Raw genomic sequence first — 14,000 nt, forward strand, 5'->3', positions numbered from 1 at the left:
CCGATGGCGCGGCGGAGACCGGTCAGGTCGGCGCCGTTTCCAGGGAGGGGGCCCGTTCTCGTGCCAGTTGCGGATGCGGGCGTAGCCGTCCCATCCGGGGCCGATACCGGCTGCGGCGTCGCGCCGGGCGAAGGTCTGGTGGTCGGCGAAGGAGAGGGAAGCCATGTCCAGGGTTCCCAGGTGGGGGTGGAGCACTGCCAGGCGCAAGCCGTCGTATTCCCGGTGCCGGATCGTGCTCTGGAAGTCGATGCGGATGCGCACCGGGGAGTCGGCTGCGGGGGTGCCGTAGTAGGTGTTCCCGACGACCGCGCCGGGGAAGGGTGGCTGGAGTTCGGCGAAGAACTCCGTTGCGTGCAGGGACAGGTGAGCTCCAGATGATGGTCAGCGGCGAGCGGGGGCCGGGCTGGTGCTGGTGCTCCAGCGCGGCACGCTGGTCGTGGTGAGCACCGGCCGGGGTCGGGCTGTCGTGCGGCGGTGCACGTCCAGCGGAGTGGGGGCCGGCGGCGGGGGCGGGACGATCGGCGTGAGCTGGATGTGCGGGCGAAGGGAGGAGAGGATGCCGCTCTGCCAGCGCGGAACGGGTGCCGGGTCGGCCAGGGCCGTGGTGATCGCGGTGACCAGGTGGACCGGGGTGCCGGTGGAGGCGGTGGCGTACCAGCGGGGTCCCTTCGGGCCGCCCCACATGTACCAGCGGGCCTCCAGCGTGGTCAGCTCCTTGGTCTCGTCGAGTCGGCCGGTGACGTACTCCAGGCCGGCCAGGCCGTCGGCGCTCTGGAGTTCCATGACGCCCCAGCGGGGGTGCTGGAGTTCCCAGCCGCCTTTGATGAGCGGGGCAACGGCGTCGAAGCGGTCGCGCGGCTCCTTGTCGAGATAGGCGTCGGGGCCCTGGGTGTACGCGGCGGCGAGGGCGGTGGTGAAGGCGGTGACCAGCTCCGTGGGAGTCATGTCGTTGAAGCACACGCCCCAGGCAGGAGCGGCAAAAGGGTCGCGGTAGGCCGTGATGCGCCACAGGCCGTCGTCGTCGCCTTCAGGGAGGAAGCCGAGGCGGACCTTGCGGTCCGGGGAGGCGACGTACAAGTTGCCAACCTCGTCGTGGTGGCGGTGCCATCCGAGTTCGAACAGGGGCTGGAGGGCGGGATCGCCGATCCAGGCGCTGCCAGCCAGGTATCGGGGGGTGACGTAAACGTCACCGTCGATCTGTTCAGGTGCGGTGTCGGTCAAAGAGCAGTCCAGAGGGCAGGTGCGGGCGGCGGCTACGCGGTCGGCGTGACGGTGATCGTGATGTGGTCGCGGGCGGCCTGGATGCGGGCTTCGGCCTGGTCGGCGTCGGGGGCGGTGACGACGAGGAGGCCGACGCGGGCGACATCGACGTCGCCCTCAGGCGGCAGGGTGACCTGCTCACCCGGGGAGAGGATCCAGCTGGCCTGCTCCAGCCAGTCGGTGGCCTCGGCGAACTCGGCGTCGATGCCTCGCTCGACGACGGTGCCGGAGACCTCGGGGTAGAGGAGGGCGACGGCCGCGGCCTGCTGTCGGGTGGGGGTGAGGTCGGGCTGGAGGCCGAGGGCGAGGTCAGCGGCGGTGCGCGGCAGGTCGATGCCGGTGGCGAGCAGGACGAGGCGGCCGATCAGGTCGCCGCCGAGCCTGCCGTTCACTTCAATGATCCGCGGGCCTGTGGCTGTGAGGCGCATTTCCACGTGCTGGATGCCGGTGGTCAGGCCGAGGGCGGCGACGGCGGCCTGGGCGACCGGTCCGACGCGGCGGAGCAGGGGGTCGGCGGCGTCCACGGTGTGGCCGACTTCTTCGAAGTAGGGGGCGAAGGCGAGCTGCTTACGGGTGACCGCGACCGGGGTGGTGACTCCGCGGTGGGTGACACACTCGACGGATATCTCTTCGCCAGCGAGGTACTCCTCGACTAGGACGTCGGTGGACTCGCCGCCCCACAGGCTCGCGCCTTCGGTCGCGAACTCGAAGCCGGCGGGTAGTTCTTCGGCGCGGTCGACGCGGATGACGCCGACGCTGCCGGCCTGCCCGGACGGTTTGACGACGACGGGGTAGCCGATGAAGACGGCGGCGAGGGCCGCCTCCAGGAGGTTTGCGGCCTTCATCGACCGGGCGGACGGGACTCGGTGGCGGTCGAAGAGTTCGCGGCTGGTGGCCTTGTCGCGGCATCCGTGGAGGATGTCCGGGCTGTCGGTGACTACCTGCAGGCGCTGGGCGAGGACTGCGGTGTTCACCAGGAGCAACTCGTTCCAGGTGAGCACGGCGGAGATGGGCTGTCGTGCGGCCAGCGCCTCCCCCGCTGCCAGTAGCGCCTGGATGTCGTACGGGTCGGCGACCTCGTGGTCGACGACGAGGTCCTTCTCCCAGGTGAGGGCGGCCGGGGTGATGACGACGGTGTCGTAAGCGGCGGCGACGGATTCGAGGCAGTAGCCGCGGTACAGCTCATCGTTCGGCGCAACGACCAGGACAACAGGGCGGGACGTGGCAGCGTGAAGGGGCCTGGACGGAGTCAAGAGTTGGGGAGCCTTTCGAAACAGACAGGGAGCGGGGGCTAACGGGGGCGGGGGAAGTTCAGCGGCGCCGGGCAGGGCCTTCGGTGCAGGCGGGAGCGGCAATGCGGGACGCGGGTGTCACAGCTGTGGGTGGTGGTTGCCTGCGGGACAGGGTCAGGGGAACACCGTCTCCTTGGCCAGGAGCGACAGCGGTGCCAGCTGGTCTGCTGCCTGGCCCAGTGCGTCTTGGACTTCGAAGGGGAGCGGTCCCTCGTAGAGGGACGGACCGCTGGTTCCCGCCCAGAGGGATACGGTGCGGAGCAGGTGCTGGATGTCGGCGACGAGGCCGTCGTCGGCCAGCAGGGTCTGGGCCAGGGCGTTGGTCTCGGCGGTGGGCAGGGTGTCGAAGCGGTCGGTGAGCAGGCGTACGAGGCTTCCCGCTGCCGCTGCTTGGTCGGCGTTGAGCGAGGAGATGGCCGAAAGGTGCGGGGGCATAGGTCTCCCAGGTCGGGTGAGCGGGGCTGGGCAGGTCAGGGCTTGTTGGGCGCGGGACTACGGCGGTTGCGCATGGCGGGTTCGTGGCGCAGACGCCAGAAGGCAGCGAGGAGGCCGATGGCCTGGAGGGCGGCGCAGCCGGTCAGGACGTGTCCGAGTGCCGCCGCGGGGGTGAGGGCGACGAGGACTCCGGCGAGCGGGAACGGCAGGAGCATGATCAGGATGGTGATGCTGAGGGTGGCGCCGAAGACCCGCTCGGGAATGAGGTGGGAGCGAAGGGTGCGCAGGACGACGGTCATGCCGCCTTCGCCGGCCATCAGGACGGCTGTCAGGACGAGGAACTGGTTGTACGTGCCGGCCTGGGAGACGGCGAGGCCGGCCAGCGCTGCGACCACCGCGCTGGCGGCCCCGGCGGGCCACAGGCCGACGCGGTCGATGGCGTAGCGGCAGCAGGCGACCGCGAGGAGGGAGGCTGCGGCTGCGGCCGACCAGATCACGCCGACGGCGGCGCTGGAGTAGCCCAGGTGCTGGACGACGATGATGGGGGCGGCGGCCTGGAGCATGCCGGTGGCGATGTTGGAGACGGTGAGTCCGGCGATCAGCCACGCGAGGGCCGGGAGGGAGGCGAGGGTCTTCCATCCGGTGCCCAGTCCGGTGAGCGCGGACGCGGCGGCGGGGACCAGACGGGTCTCGCGGTGCCAGGGGGCGAGGGCGGCGCCCAGGAGGGAACAGGCGGCGATGGTGATCAGGGTGCCGGTGACTCCGGCCCAGTGCAGGAGGAATCCGGCGGCTGCGGGTCCTGCGAGGGTGGCGGTCTGGTCGATGCCCAGGAGGGCCGACTGCACCCGGTGGGCCTGCTCCCCCGCGTCCTTGCTGGCCGTGGCCCCGGCGGTCTCGGCCGCGATGTAGGAGAACTCGGTGGCCACGCCGGTGATGGCGGCGAGTGCCATCACCGTGATCGTCGCTCCGGGGCCACCGGCCTGGGTGGGCAGGATGGCCGCCGCGGCCAGGACCACCAGGGCGCGCAGCACGGAGGCGATGCGGAAGACCCTCTTGGTGCCGTGCCGGTCGACCATCGTTCCGGCCAGGGAGAACGCGGCGAGGCGGGGGATCCACTCCAGCGCGAACGCCAACCCGGTGAGGGTGGCGGAACGGGTGGTGGCGAGCACGATCAGCGGGATGCCGTACGTGGTCATCGCGAACGCGCCGGCATCGGCAGTACGGGGAAGGTAGATGCGGCGCAGCAGGGACAGCTGCGGGAGGAGGGCATGCCGTGGGCCGGCGATCACAAGATCGGTCATCGTCGCTTTCACGCAAGAAGACGCCCGCCGCGGCGAGCAGAACAGAATGGGGTCAGCGGCGCGGCGTGCACGCCTTCGGCGGGGTGTCCGCCGGATGCGACAGGCCAAGGGCCTTCGACGGGGCGGCCGGGGACTTGGGCTCGGCCGCGGTTTCCTGGTAGATGGCCAGGTGCGTGTCGAGCTGGCCGAGGAGTTCGCCGCGCCGGATCGCCAGGTGTTCGATGCGGGTGCTCCGATCGCCGAGGAGGCCCGCGGTTGAGCGGTGATCGGTGGCGTCCTTGCCGGTCAGGACCTTGGACAGCTCCTCGACGGCGCGAGCCGCATCGTCGAGGAGCTGCCGCTGCACGGCATTGACGTTCAGCGCCGTGTTCATCACGGCCATGACGGTCGCCTGCACGTGGCCGGGCGCGTCCTTCATCGCGTTGTACGCCCAGACGTTGGGGTCCATACCGACCGCGCGGGCCACCTCACTGGTCCCCAGGGAAACAACGGTGCCCGCGAACGGTGCTGCGCTCACGCGGCCAGCTCCATCTCGTCCGGGGACATGCCGGCCAGGGGGCATCCGAGGACGGCGGCATGGTCGCGGACCCATGACGCGAGCGCGACCTGCGGTGCGTGCGGGACCTCGTCGCCCGCCGTGCCGTCGTGTTCGCCGAGCAGGGTGAGCGTGGCCTGCACCCGGGTGACGAAGTCACTCACCTCGCAGGGGTAGTGGTGGGTTCGGGCCCAGCGGGCCGCCATGTCGTAGACCTCGGCCAGCGCCTCTCCGGCCGGCGTGAGGACCAGGCTCGGGTTCCCGCCGTCGGTAGAGGCCTTCAGCAGGCCCAGCGCGCGCCCGACCGCGGAGGCCTGGCGCAGCTGCCAGCGGGAGAGGCCAGTGAGGGTCCGGCTCAGGAGGTGGCGTTGGAGAGGCCCGTTGTCGTCGATCTCGCTGACGATCCGGATGAGGCCCGGGTGGGACAGGGCGGCCGTGGCCGGTATCAGGGCGGCCTCGTGGGTGTCGGTGTTCATCGGGTGCGACCTCCAGTCGCCGCCGCACCGGCGGGGCGGATCACGGTGGTGGTGTCGGAGAAGAACGGATCACCCGGCTTCCACGTCGCACGGGTCTGGGTCGTCAGCACCGCCGGGATACGTGGCTGGGTGGCGGCCCACATGGCCGGGCGGTCCCGGGGCTGCTCGGGTTCCGGCGCCCACACCGGGTGGCTCGCGGCCTCGGTCAGGGGAGCGCCGGCGGCCCAGGCGGACAGTGCCCGGTAGACCGGAGCCAGGTCCCGCCCGGCGGCCGTCAGTTCGACGCGGCCCTCACGGTCCTTGGTGACGAGGAAGTCCTCGGCCAGGCGGTTCAACGGCTCGTAGACGTTGGTCAGGTGCCGGTCGGGCATGGCGGTGGCGGCCAGGGCCTTGGCGCTGGATGTTCCGCGGATGCGCAGCGCCCACAGGATCGGGGTGGCCTGTCGCGGGGCGATCAGCGCGATGGTGTCCTCGACGTCCTGCGCGCGGGGCACCGCCTTGGGTACGCGGTGACCGGTCGCCGGATCCAGCACCGTCTCCTTCTCCAGGTGCCGGCCACCCCAGGTAGCGATCACTCCGAGGACCGGCAGCAGTTCGCGGCCTCGGACGGACAGGCCATACAGCACGTCCTGGGGCTCGAACTCGGTTCGTTCGAGGAGTCCGGAGTCGACGAGCCTGACGAGCCGGGGGTGGAGTTGGCCGTCGGGGAGCCAGGGCAGGGCGCCCTTGATCTCCCGGTAGCGCAGCGGCTTCTCGGACATGGTCAGCAGCACCCAGACGTTCCACCGCGGGGCCAGCATCTGCAGGCTCTGGGTGACACGGGACAGGTCGGACGATATGGATTCGGGCAGGCCGGTGGTAGCCAAAGGGGGGTGCTCCTGGAACGTGGTTAAAGGGGTTCAGCGGACGCGGGAGGCCGGGACAGCGGCCGGGACCGGTGGTGTGACCGGGGCGACGGGTGTGGTCTCCGGTGCGGGGGTGCGGTGCAGGCTCTGGAGCACTGCGGTGACGTGCTGGGCCTGGGTATCGCGGACGGCGACGGCTTCACCGATACGGCGGGCGCAGTCGTGGATGTGCCCGGCGGTGTAGCGGCTGGTCTCGCGCTCGGGGTGAGTCAGCTGCCGCAAGCGCTGGAGCTGGAAGTCGAGGTCGCTTTCCGCGAACTCGACGGCGGCGTGGGCGGACAGGAGCGCGGAGAGCATGTTCGGGTGGCTGGTGGAGTCGGCGTGTGCTTTGAGTTCCGCGCGCGGGCGGCCGTAGAGGGCTTCGATGTGCTCGGCGATCAGCCGGGAGGTGTCGTGGGGCAATCAGTGACCTCTCGCACCGTGGGCCGCAGGGGCCGCCGCGAGCGGCGGCACCCTGGGTGCGGCACGGGTGGTGATCTTGGGTTGGTTGAACCGCACCCGGCTCTCCGGCCGTGGCGAACCCGGCGGGGGCATGCTCCGAAGGAGTTGGTCCAGGGCGGTGACGTACTGGGTGCGGGCGGACAGGGCGGCGTCCATCCATTGCGAGTCGAGGCGCAGTTCGGAGGCGGACAGCGTGCTCATGTCCGCGTCAGGGGCCGTGTATTGGTGCACGCGGTCACGGACGTGGGCGACCTGTTCCTCGGCCAGGGCCAGGAAGGAGCGCAGTTCCAGCGCGCGCTGCTCGGCCGGCGTGGCCGTTCCGGCTGCCGCGGCGGCGTAGAGCCGGGCCAGGGGGGCACCGAAGACCTCTTCGAGGTGCGTGTCCTGGCTGGTCGGCTTGGTCGAGCTGCTCATCGCATGCCGCCCCTGACCGGGACGGAGGGCAGTGCGGCCGGGCGGGCGACGGGTGTTGTCTCGATGGCGGGTTCCGTACGGACGCTCCCGCGCCAGGGTCCCGGCGTACGTCGGCCCGGGGCGTTGTCGTCGAGGAGGTGGCGGACGACCATGGCGCGGCCGTCCCGTACGGCGACCAGCGTGTTCACGCGGTCGGCGAGGGCCATCACCGGGTCATCGAGCTCACCCACTGGTGCCTGGTCGAGGGCGAGCACGAGGTCGTCCTCGGCCCGGGACAGCAGCCCTTGGGCTTCTTCGAGGTGTCCGTACCAGCGGACCACGGTCGTCGCATCGGGATTCGCCTCAGGGGCGGTCGTTACGGCAGCGCGCAGCTGGTGGAGAGGTATCTGGAAGCGGGCTTCGATCTGCTGGGTGAAGGCGGCCAGCACGTCGTCGAGTTCTTCGGGCATGGCGGACTCCTCTCCATGAGGGCATGGGGCGACAAGGTGAAAGGTTGGAGGCGGCCCGAAGTTGTGCGGTGGGCCCAGTTCCTAGGGTCCGGAGAATCCCCGGTTTGGCTGACCGGGGATGTGCTGCTACGTTCCGGCGCGCCCAGCCTCAACGCGCCCGGCCGCGGACTTGCGGCGGAGCGATCGGTGGGGCGGCGGGGCTGATGGTTCGGGTGGACGGCGCGGCCGGCGGAAGGGGGCTGGAGCGGTCTTCCATCCAGCCCAGGGCGGCCTCGTAGGTCTCGAAGACACCCTCGCGCAGCGTGTGGGTGTAGGTGTCGAGGTCGGCTTGCTCCAGCAGAACCCGGAACGGCTTCTCCACCCGCTCATCCAGCGCGCGCAGGAGCACGGTGGTCTCGGGCTTGGGCGAGGTGTCGTCGGTGTAGCTGTGGAGCAGAGCGAAGCGGTCTCCGTCGGCCGCGAGCCGCTGCTGCAGGGCCACGGTGGCCGTGTCGGCGGGCTGAGTGCCCATCCCCGGCGGCAAAGCGATGGCCTCCGCCGGGCAGCCACGCTTGATGAGCCAGGACTGGGCCATCGCCGGAAGCGGCAGCCTGGCGTGCTCGAAGCTGTACGACTTGGCTGCGATGTCCCGTTCGAGGCGTAGTGCGATGAGCTGCGGTTCGCCGGGGATTCCCCACGTGACGGCGCCGTTGTGGATCACGTAGAAGCTTGCTCGGCCGTCGGTACTGTGGTGGGCGGCAAGCGTGGTCATCGAGTCGCTCTCCGAGTCGATGTGATCCCAGAAGGCCTCCTCCACGGTGTCGTTGACAGGCTCGAAGCCGTCAAGGCGGAAGTCAGGCCGGTAGTCGGTTCGCGGCATTCAACTCAATTCGTGAGGCAGGGGGATGAGGAGGCACGGCAGGGTCAGCGGGACCGTGCCGAGGGCGCCGGCCAGGACCCCACCCGAGGCGCGGGCGCGGCCGTTACCGAAGGACGGGCGGCGCCGGTCACCGTTGTCCGTCCGCTCTCGGTGAGCGAGACGGGCTGTCCGGCGTGGAGCGGGCGGGAGGTGTCGCGCACCACCAGACCGGCCTCTTCCAGCCGTTGGAAGACCGGGTGGGCGACCCGTACTCCGGAGGCCGTCACGACGGACATGCGGCCGGTCTGCAGGTGCTGATGGAGTTTGGCTCCCTGGCTGATGGCGAGGAGCGCGGCGAACTCGTGGGCGATCAGGTCCGCACCTGCCGTCACGGAGGCTGCCGGGTGGGCGGCTTCCAGCGGCTCCAGTACGACGACCGCCTGCTCCTGGCAGGCATCCCGTACCGCGGTGGCATCCTTGAGCTGGACGACGGTCCGGTCGATGCGGCTGAAGAGAGCCTGATCAAAAGGCAGTTCACCGGAGGCCAGGCGCTGGAGCAGGACCCGGTAGAAGGTGACGCCTCGCTCGGCATCGGACAGGGAGCGGTGGGCTTCGGCGAGACGGCCAAGCGGCTCGTCGAGCAGGCCTCGGTCGTGGTACGTCCACAGCAGGTCGACGGTATGACCGGTGACCAGCTCGACGCGGTGGTCCAGGTTGGTCAGGGCCTTCGCCTGCGGCGTGATGGACGGCAGGGAGATCACCTCCTAGGAGAGGGCCGGGAAGCAGTCGGGTTGGTGGCGGACAGCGGCACGCGGACGTCGAGGTGCGCGCCCTCTCGGCTCTCGGTGGAGTGGCCGAGGTGCCCGACCAGACCGAGCATCGCCAGGTTCGACGCCTCGATGTACACGGAGAGGGCGTGCGCGCCTTGGAAACGGGCATGGGCAGCGGCGTGCCGGGCGACGGCGAGGCCGATGCCGCGGCGCTGGTGGGCGTCGGCGACTTGCAGGCCGAGGTCGAAGACGCCGGGGTGTCGGCTGACGGGTCCGGCCGAGCCCAGGGCGACGACCTCGTCGGCGGCGTGCAGGGCGATCCAGCAGCTGGAGTGGTGCAGCAACCGTTCGATGTCGCGGCGGGTGATCTGGCTTCTGCCCCAGCGGCGGTGCAGGGCCTGCTCTGAGCAGCTGCGGTGGAACGCCTCGATGAGCGGCCAGTCAGCGATGGCCGCCGTCCGGATGCGGGTGGCCGTGGTGGTGTTCAGCAGCTGGTGCACACGCCCGCGGCGGTGAGGAGGGCGTCGCGCTGGTAGGACTTGCGGCGCCGGCCGTCCGGCAGGGTGATGTCGCGGGTCCGCATGCCGTGCGGGGCCAGGAGCTCGGCGAGCCGGGCCTGGGTGAGATCGCTGTATCGCCAGTGCTTCCCGGCGATGCCGGGCAGGTCTCGAAGAGCATCGACGAGGTCGGCGGAGGCCACGGCATACGGGTCGCCTAGCTGGGCGAACACTCCGAGGCAGGCTTCGAGCAGGTTGCCGGGCAGTTCCGGTTCCTGGCAGCACTCCTCGTCCTGTTCCAGACCGCACGGCACGCAGGGCTCGGCCTCGGCTACGTCCTCCGCGCAGCAGCAGTCGGTGGACAGGAGGAGGGACAGCTCGTACCCGGCGATGAGGCGCTCGATCAGGACGTCGATGCACGCCTCCAGCTGCTGGGCGGTTCCCTTGCCAGCCTTGATCGCGGTGGCAATCTGGGTCAGCAGACGCCGGTCGAGGTTCTGGACGTCGGTGAAGGCGTCCAGGATGGCCCGGTGACGGGGGTTTGCCTCAAGCGGTGTGGCGCCGAGGAGGTTGATGGCGAAACTGTCGAGGAAGTTGGGGAAGGGCATCAACGGGTGGGGCCTTTCGGGGTGGGGGGAAGTGCGGGCTGGGGAAGTCCGGGGACCGCGTAGGGCTGGGGTCCGGGCTTGGGGATGGTGCGGGTGGTGCCGAGCTGGGGAGACCGGCCCCTGGCCGCATGGGTGAGGGCGTCGACAGGCCGGCGCTTGATGCCCAGGCGGGCGGCGGCGGTCCGGTAGACGTCGCTCTGTTCCCGGGGCCGGACTGCGACGACGTGGATCTCGCTGCGGAACGCGGATCCTTCGGGAGCCAGGCGCGTGGCGTAGACGATGCGCCAGGCCGCGCGTGAGTCGACATAGACCTTGCGGAGCCCGTCGAGTTCGTGGGTGAGCTTCCCGCCGAACAGGTTCGCGTTGACGACATCTTGGATCTTGGCGAGCGCGAGGTCGCGGATGTCACTGGGCGCTTGGAGGAGGTCGGTCAGAGCGCGCGGGTCGAAGGTCAGGCCGAAAGCTGGTTGTTCGTGGCCGCTCACGAGGCCGCCTCGACGGCGCGCTCCGTGTCGTCTGCCGCGGTGGCCACCGGGCGGGTGGAGCGGCCGGGGCCTCGCAGCAGGCGGTGGGCGGGACGGTCGGGGTCGGTCTGGCAGGCCGACAGCGGTCCGCCGGCCGCACGGACGGCGGCCATCGCGTGGCTGAGGAAGTCCCTGTGCCACACGAACATGCCGCTGGGTCCGGCTTCGGGGTCTTTGTGCTGCTGGTAGGCCATCCACAGGGCATGCAGCCACGCCACGACGTCGAGGTGGTCCTGCCACTGTTCGCACCACGGCGCGGATGTGGTGATCTCCGCGCCGTAGACCGGCATGAGGAAGTCCTCCACCCAGTCGGTCAGGGAGTCCAGTTCGTTCTCCCGCTCTTCGCCGTCCAGCTCCAGGATCGGCTTCGGCTCGGGCGGCAGCACGGGGGCGGGCATGCCGGGCAGGCCCGGCATCGTGAACCCGGCGAAGGGCATCGGGTCGGGTGCGGAGGACAGGCTGTCGAGCTGCCGAGCCTGCTGGGCCGACTGGTCCAGGAGCTTGCGGACGCTGGCCTCGATGCTCTCCAGGTCGGCGTCGGGGACGCGGACCGGGTCCATCTCCTGGCCGTCGGGACCGTCTATGGGTTCGAGCACGAAAGGTCTCTCCTCGCAGCCGCATGCGGCACGTCGGAATTCGCAAAAGGGGCTGGAGTTCAACGATCCACACATTCCCCGGTTTGACTGACCGGGGATGTCGTGCTACAAAGCCCGGCGCACGGCGGGGACAGGAATACGAGAGGCCGTCTCCCTGTCCCCGCCATATGGCGTTTGGGTCAGGCCGTGAGGACGAAGTCGTCCTGGGAATACGTCTGCCGGAGCGCTTCGGTGAGACGGTCGGAGGCGATCTCGGCGTAGTGCCTGGTCTTCTCGACACCGATGAAGTCCCGGCCCTCCAGTAGGGCTGCGACACCTGTGCTGCCGGATCCGGCGCAGAAGTCGAGGACGGTTCCGCCGGGCGGGCTGATCTTGACGAGCTCGCGCATCACCTCGACCGGCTTCTGCGTGATGTGCTGCCTCTTCTTGCCCGCCGGCTGCGAGCCGGAGTACAGGCCCGGGAGGTAGACCTCGTTCCGCGAGCCGTCCATGTCGCCGTTGGACCCCCAGACGATGAACTCGCAGTTCTGGGTGAAGCGCCCCTTCTGCGGGCGGGCAGCGGGCTTGTGCCAGGCCAGCACCCCACGCCACACCCAGCCGGCAGCCTGGATCGCATCCGTGGTGATGGGCAACTGGCGCCAGTCGGTGAACAGCAGCGCCGTGCCGCCAGGGCGCGTGGCCCGCTGGGCTTCGGTCATGATCTGCGTCAGCCAGAAGCCGTACGACCTCTGATCCATGTTCTCGCCGGTGAAGTCGGCCAGGGTGTGGCCGGCGTCGCCAGAGGTGTACTTCTGCCGGGCCGTCCGGCTCGTGCGCTCCTTCGCCGTCCGCCCGCCTGAGTTGTACGGCGGGTCGGTGATGACGGAGTCGACGCAGTTGTCCGGGAGGGTGGACAGGACGCTGAGGGCGTCGCCCTGGTGCAGGGAGAAAGGCAAAGAGGTACCCCAATATCACTTCGGGAAAGGGTGGGAGTGGGCTCCAGCTCGCGGCAATGCCGCCACCCGTCCGGATTCGGACATAGGGGTGCCATAGGGCCACAGGGCGGTTGTGCGAGGGGAGTTCCAAAACAGTAGGGCACGATCCCCGGTTGACCACGGTCGCCGCGAAAACCCTTGAAATAGAGCCTTGATCATCTTTTTCTTGGTCAACCGGGGATCCGCACTTACTGTTTTGGAACTGCCCGGTGCACACAGCGCCGATGGCTGTAATCCCCCGTCATGCCCACACGAAGGCACCCCCTTGCCCCGGCACACCTGACCGCCCGGACGTCATCGCGAGCGGCAACTCGCGCCGACGCCCCAAGGCACAGCTCACCCATCACCCGGCCTACCGCGCTCCTTCTCACATCTCCACGGCACCGCGCGGCCGGGACTTCACACTTCAAGGACACCGCTATGCCATCCCTGCGCCCTCCCCTGCCTGAAACCCGGCCGCCGGCCCTGACCGGCGAGCGCGGAGGCACCCCGGGTTGAAGGCCGTAGCCGCCGCCATCGGCGTCCTCTGCCTCTCCCCCCTCGTCCTCGCCACTACCGCGACCATGGCCGCAGCCGGAAGCGGCGCAGCATCCAAGGGCGCCGCCTGCGCGCCCGGCGGCAGCAGCGTCGATGCTGCTGCGGTCGCCAAGCAGGTCGCGGCGATCCTCGGCGGCCAGGGCGGCGACGGCTCGATCCGCGTCGAGGGCCTGGAACTGCCCGCCGAGCAGATCCCCCACGCCAAGACGATCGTGGCCACCGGCATCGCCCTGAAGGTGCCCGAGCGCGGACAGGTCGTCGCGCTCGCCACAGCCATCCAGGAATCCCGGCTCCGCAACCTCAACTCCGGTGACCGCGACAGCCTCGGGCTGTTCCAGCAGCGGCCCAGCCAGGGCTGGGGTACCCCCGAGCAGATCCGCGACCCCGTCTACGCCGCCACCAAGTTCTACAAGGGGCTGCTGGCCTTCAAGGGCTGGCAGCAGATGACCATCAGCCAGGCCGCCCAGGCCGTGCAGCTCTCCGGTTTCCCGGACGCGTACGCGCAGTGGGAGCCGCTGGCCCGAGCCCTACAGCAGGCCATCGTCAAGACGCTGCCGAACGGCGGGACAGGCCAGGCCGGTCAGGAACCGGGTACCACTCCGGGCGGCGCCGGAGGCTGCAAGCCGGGCGAGGACGGAGCCAGCTGGGGCTCCATCCCCGAAGGGACCGTCCCCGCCGGATACAAGATCCCCGCCGACGCCTCGCCGAAGGCCCGCATCGCCATCGACTGGGCGATGCACCAGCTCGGCACCCTCTACCAGTGGGGCGGCACCTGCACCGCGCCGCACGGCCCCGACCCCATGGGCCGCTGCGACTGCTCCAGCCTCATGCAGCAGGCCTACGCCAAGGCCGGCATCCAGCTCACCCGCACCACGTACACGCAGGTCAAGGAGGGTGAAGCCGTACCGGCGAACACCCTGGTCCCCGGTGACCTGCTCTTCTCCCGCGGCACCGCCGCCGTCCCCGAGCACGTCGGGATGTACATCGGCGCCGGCCTGGTGATCAACGCGCCGCGCACAACGAAGCCGGTGCGGATCGAGAAGGTCGGCGACTGGCAGATCCTCGCGGTCCGCCGCATCCCCGCGCTCAACAGCTAGACCGTCGCCCGCCGTTGCGGGCCTGCGCCGGGCTCCTCTTCGCCCCGAGCG

The 14,000-nt window shown here is 70.3% G+C and carries 18 protein-coding genes; 1 reads left to right on the forward strand and 17 read right to left on the reverse strand.

Annotated features, from left to right (window positions below):
- Positions 1–381: 381 nt before the first annotated feature.
- The 17 genes from Sspor_RS08340 to Sspor_RS08420 all read right to left on the reverse strand — a co-directional run bounded on the left by Sspor_RS08340 (position 382) and on the right by Sspor_RS08420 (position 12,276).
- Positions 382–1,221 carry an SPDY domain-containing protein gene (locus tag Sspor_RS08340; protein ID WP_202198453.1) on the reverse strand — a complete coding sequence of 280 codons (840 nt, stop codon included), beginning with the start codon at positions 1,219–1,221 and terminating at the stop codon, positions 382–384.
- 32 nt (positions 1,222–1,253) lie between these two features.
- Positions 1,254–2,513 (reverse strand): ATP-grasp domain-containing protein, encoded by a 1,260-nt coding sequence (locus Sspor_RS08345; protein ID WP_202198454.1) that lies wholly within the window; start codon positions 2,511–2,513, stop codon positions 1,254–1,256.
- 153 nt (positions 2,514–2,666) lie between these two features.
- Positions 2,667–2,987: a hypothetical protein gene (locus Sspor_RS08350; protein WP_202198455.1), complete on the reverse strand. Its 321-nt coding sequence runs from the start codon at positions 2,985–2,987 to the stop codon at positions 2,667–2,669.
- Positions 2,988–3,022: 35 nt separating this feature from the next.
- Positions 3,023–4,288, reverse strand: a complete 1,266-nt coding sequence (locus Sspor_RS08355) for an MFS transporter (RefSeq protein ID WP_202198456.1) — start codon at positions 4,286–4,288, stop codon at positions 3,023–3,025.
- Positions 4,289–4,340: 52 nt separating this feature from the next.
- Positions 4,341–4,805, reverse strand: coding sequence for a hypothetical protein (locus Sspor_RS08360; RefSeq protein ID WP_202198457.1), 465 nt, complete (start codon positions 4,803–4,805; stop codon positions 4,341–4,343).
- Positions 4,802–5,299 (reverse strand): hypothetical protein, encoded by a 498-nt coding sequence (locus Sspor_RS08365; RefSeq protein ID WP_202198458.1) that lies wholly within the window; start codon positions 5,297–5,299, stop codon positions 4,802–4,804. Before Sspor_RS08365 ends, Sspor_RS08360 begins: the two co-directional genes overlap by 4 nt.
- Positions 5,296–6,165 (reverse strand): winged helix-turn-helix transcriptional regulator, encoded by an 870-nt coding sequence (locus tag Sspor_RS08370; protein WP_202198459.1) that lies wholly within the window; start codon positions 6,163–6,165, stop codon positions 5,296–5,298. The genes Sspor_RS08365 and Sspor_RS08370 overlap by 4 nt, the downstream gene beginning before the upstream one ends.
- Before the next feature lie 33 nt (positions 6,166–6,198).
- On the reverse strand, positions 6,199–6,606 hold the full coding sequence (locus Sspor_RS08375; RefSeq protein ID WP_202198460.1) for a hypothetical protein: 408 nt from the start codon (positions 6,604–6,606) through the stop codon (positions 6,199–6,201).
- Positions 6,607–7,059, reverse strand: a complete 453-nt coding sequence (locus Sspor_RS08380; RefSeq protein ID WP_202198461.1) for a hypothetical protein — start codon at positions 7,057–7,059, stop codon at positions 6,607–6,609.
- Positions 7,056–7,508, reverse strand: a complete 453-nt coding sequence (locus Sspor_RS08385) for a hypothetical protein (protein ID WP_202198462.1) — start codon at positions 7,506–7,508, stop codon at positions 7,056–7,058. The genes Sspor_RS08380 and Sspor_RS08385 overlap by 4 nt, the downstream gene beginning before the upstream one ends.
- Before the next feature lie 148 nt (positions 7,509–7,656).
- A complete protein-coding gene (locus Sspor_RS08390) occupies positions 7,657–8,367 on the reverse strand; it encodes a hypothetical protein (protein ID WP_237403748.1) in 711 nt (236 codons plus the stop codon).
- A 44-nt stretch (positions 8,368–8,411) separates the two neighbouring features.
- Positions 8,412–9,107 carry a hypothetical protein gene (locus Sspor_RS08395; protein ID WP_202198463.1) on the reverse strand — a complete coding sequence of 232 codons (696 nt, stop codon included), beginning with the start codon at positions 9,105–9,107 and terminating at the stop codon, positions 8,412–8,414.
- On the reverse strand, positions 9,104–9,616 hold the full coding sequence (locus Sspor_RS08400) for a GNAT family N-acetyltransferase (RefSeq protein WP_237403749.1): 513 nt from the start codon (positions 9,614–9,616) through the stop codon (positions 9,104–9,106). The genes Sspor_RS08395 and Sspor_RS08400 overlap by 4 nt, the downstream gene beginning before the upstream one ends.
- Positions 9,601–10,221 (reverse strand): DUF3631 domain-containing protein, encoded by a 621-nt coding sequence (locus Sspor_RS08405; protein ID WP_202198464.1) that lies wholly within the window; start codon positions 10,219–10,221, stop codon positions 9,601–9,603. Before Sspor_RS08405 ends, Sspor_RS08400 begins: the two co-directional genes overlap by 16 nt.
- Positions 10,221–10,706: a type II toxin-antitoxin system RelE family toxin gene (locus Sspor_RS08410; protein WP_202198465.1), complete on the reverse strand. Its 486-nt coding sequence runs from the start codon at positions 10,704–10,706 to the stop codon at positions 10,221–10,223. Before Sspor_RS08410 ends, Sspor_RS08405 begins: the two co-directional genes overlap by 1 nt.
- Positions 10,703–11,305, reverse strand: a complete 603-nt coding sequence (locus tag Sspor_RS08415) for a DUF4913 domain-containing protein (protein WP_202203552.1) — start codon at positions 11,303–11,305, stop codon at positions 10,703–10,705. Before Sspor_RS08415 ends, Sspor_RS08410 begins: the two co-directional genes overlap by 4 nt.
- A gap of 215 nt (positions 11,306–11,520) precedes the next feature.
- Entirely contained in the window at positions 11,521–12,276 is a 756-nt protein-coding gene (locus Sspor_RS08420; RefSeq protein WP_202198466.1) for a DNA-methyltransferase, read from the reverse strand.
- Positions 12,277–12,809: 533 nt separating this feature from the next.
- On the opposite strand from Sspor_RS08420, the gene Sspor_RS08425 reads away from it, so the two are divergent.
- Positions 12,810–13,949 carry a C40 family peptidase gene (locus tag Sspor_RS08425; protein ID WP_202198467.1) on the forward strand — a complete coding sequence of 380 codons (1,140 nt, stop codon included), beginning with the start codon at positions 12,810–12,812 and terminating at the stop codon, positions 13,947–13,949.
- Positions 13,950–14,000 lie beyond the last annotated feature (51 nt).

Source organism: Streptomyces spororaveus (assembly GCF_016755875.1).
GTDB classification, from domain to species: Bacteria; Actinomycetota; Actinomycetes; order Streptomycetales; family Streptomycetaceae; genus Streptomyces; species Streptomyces spororaveus.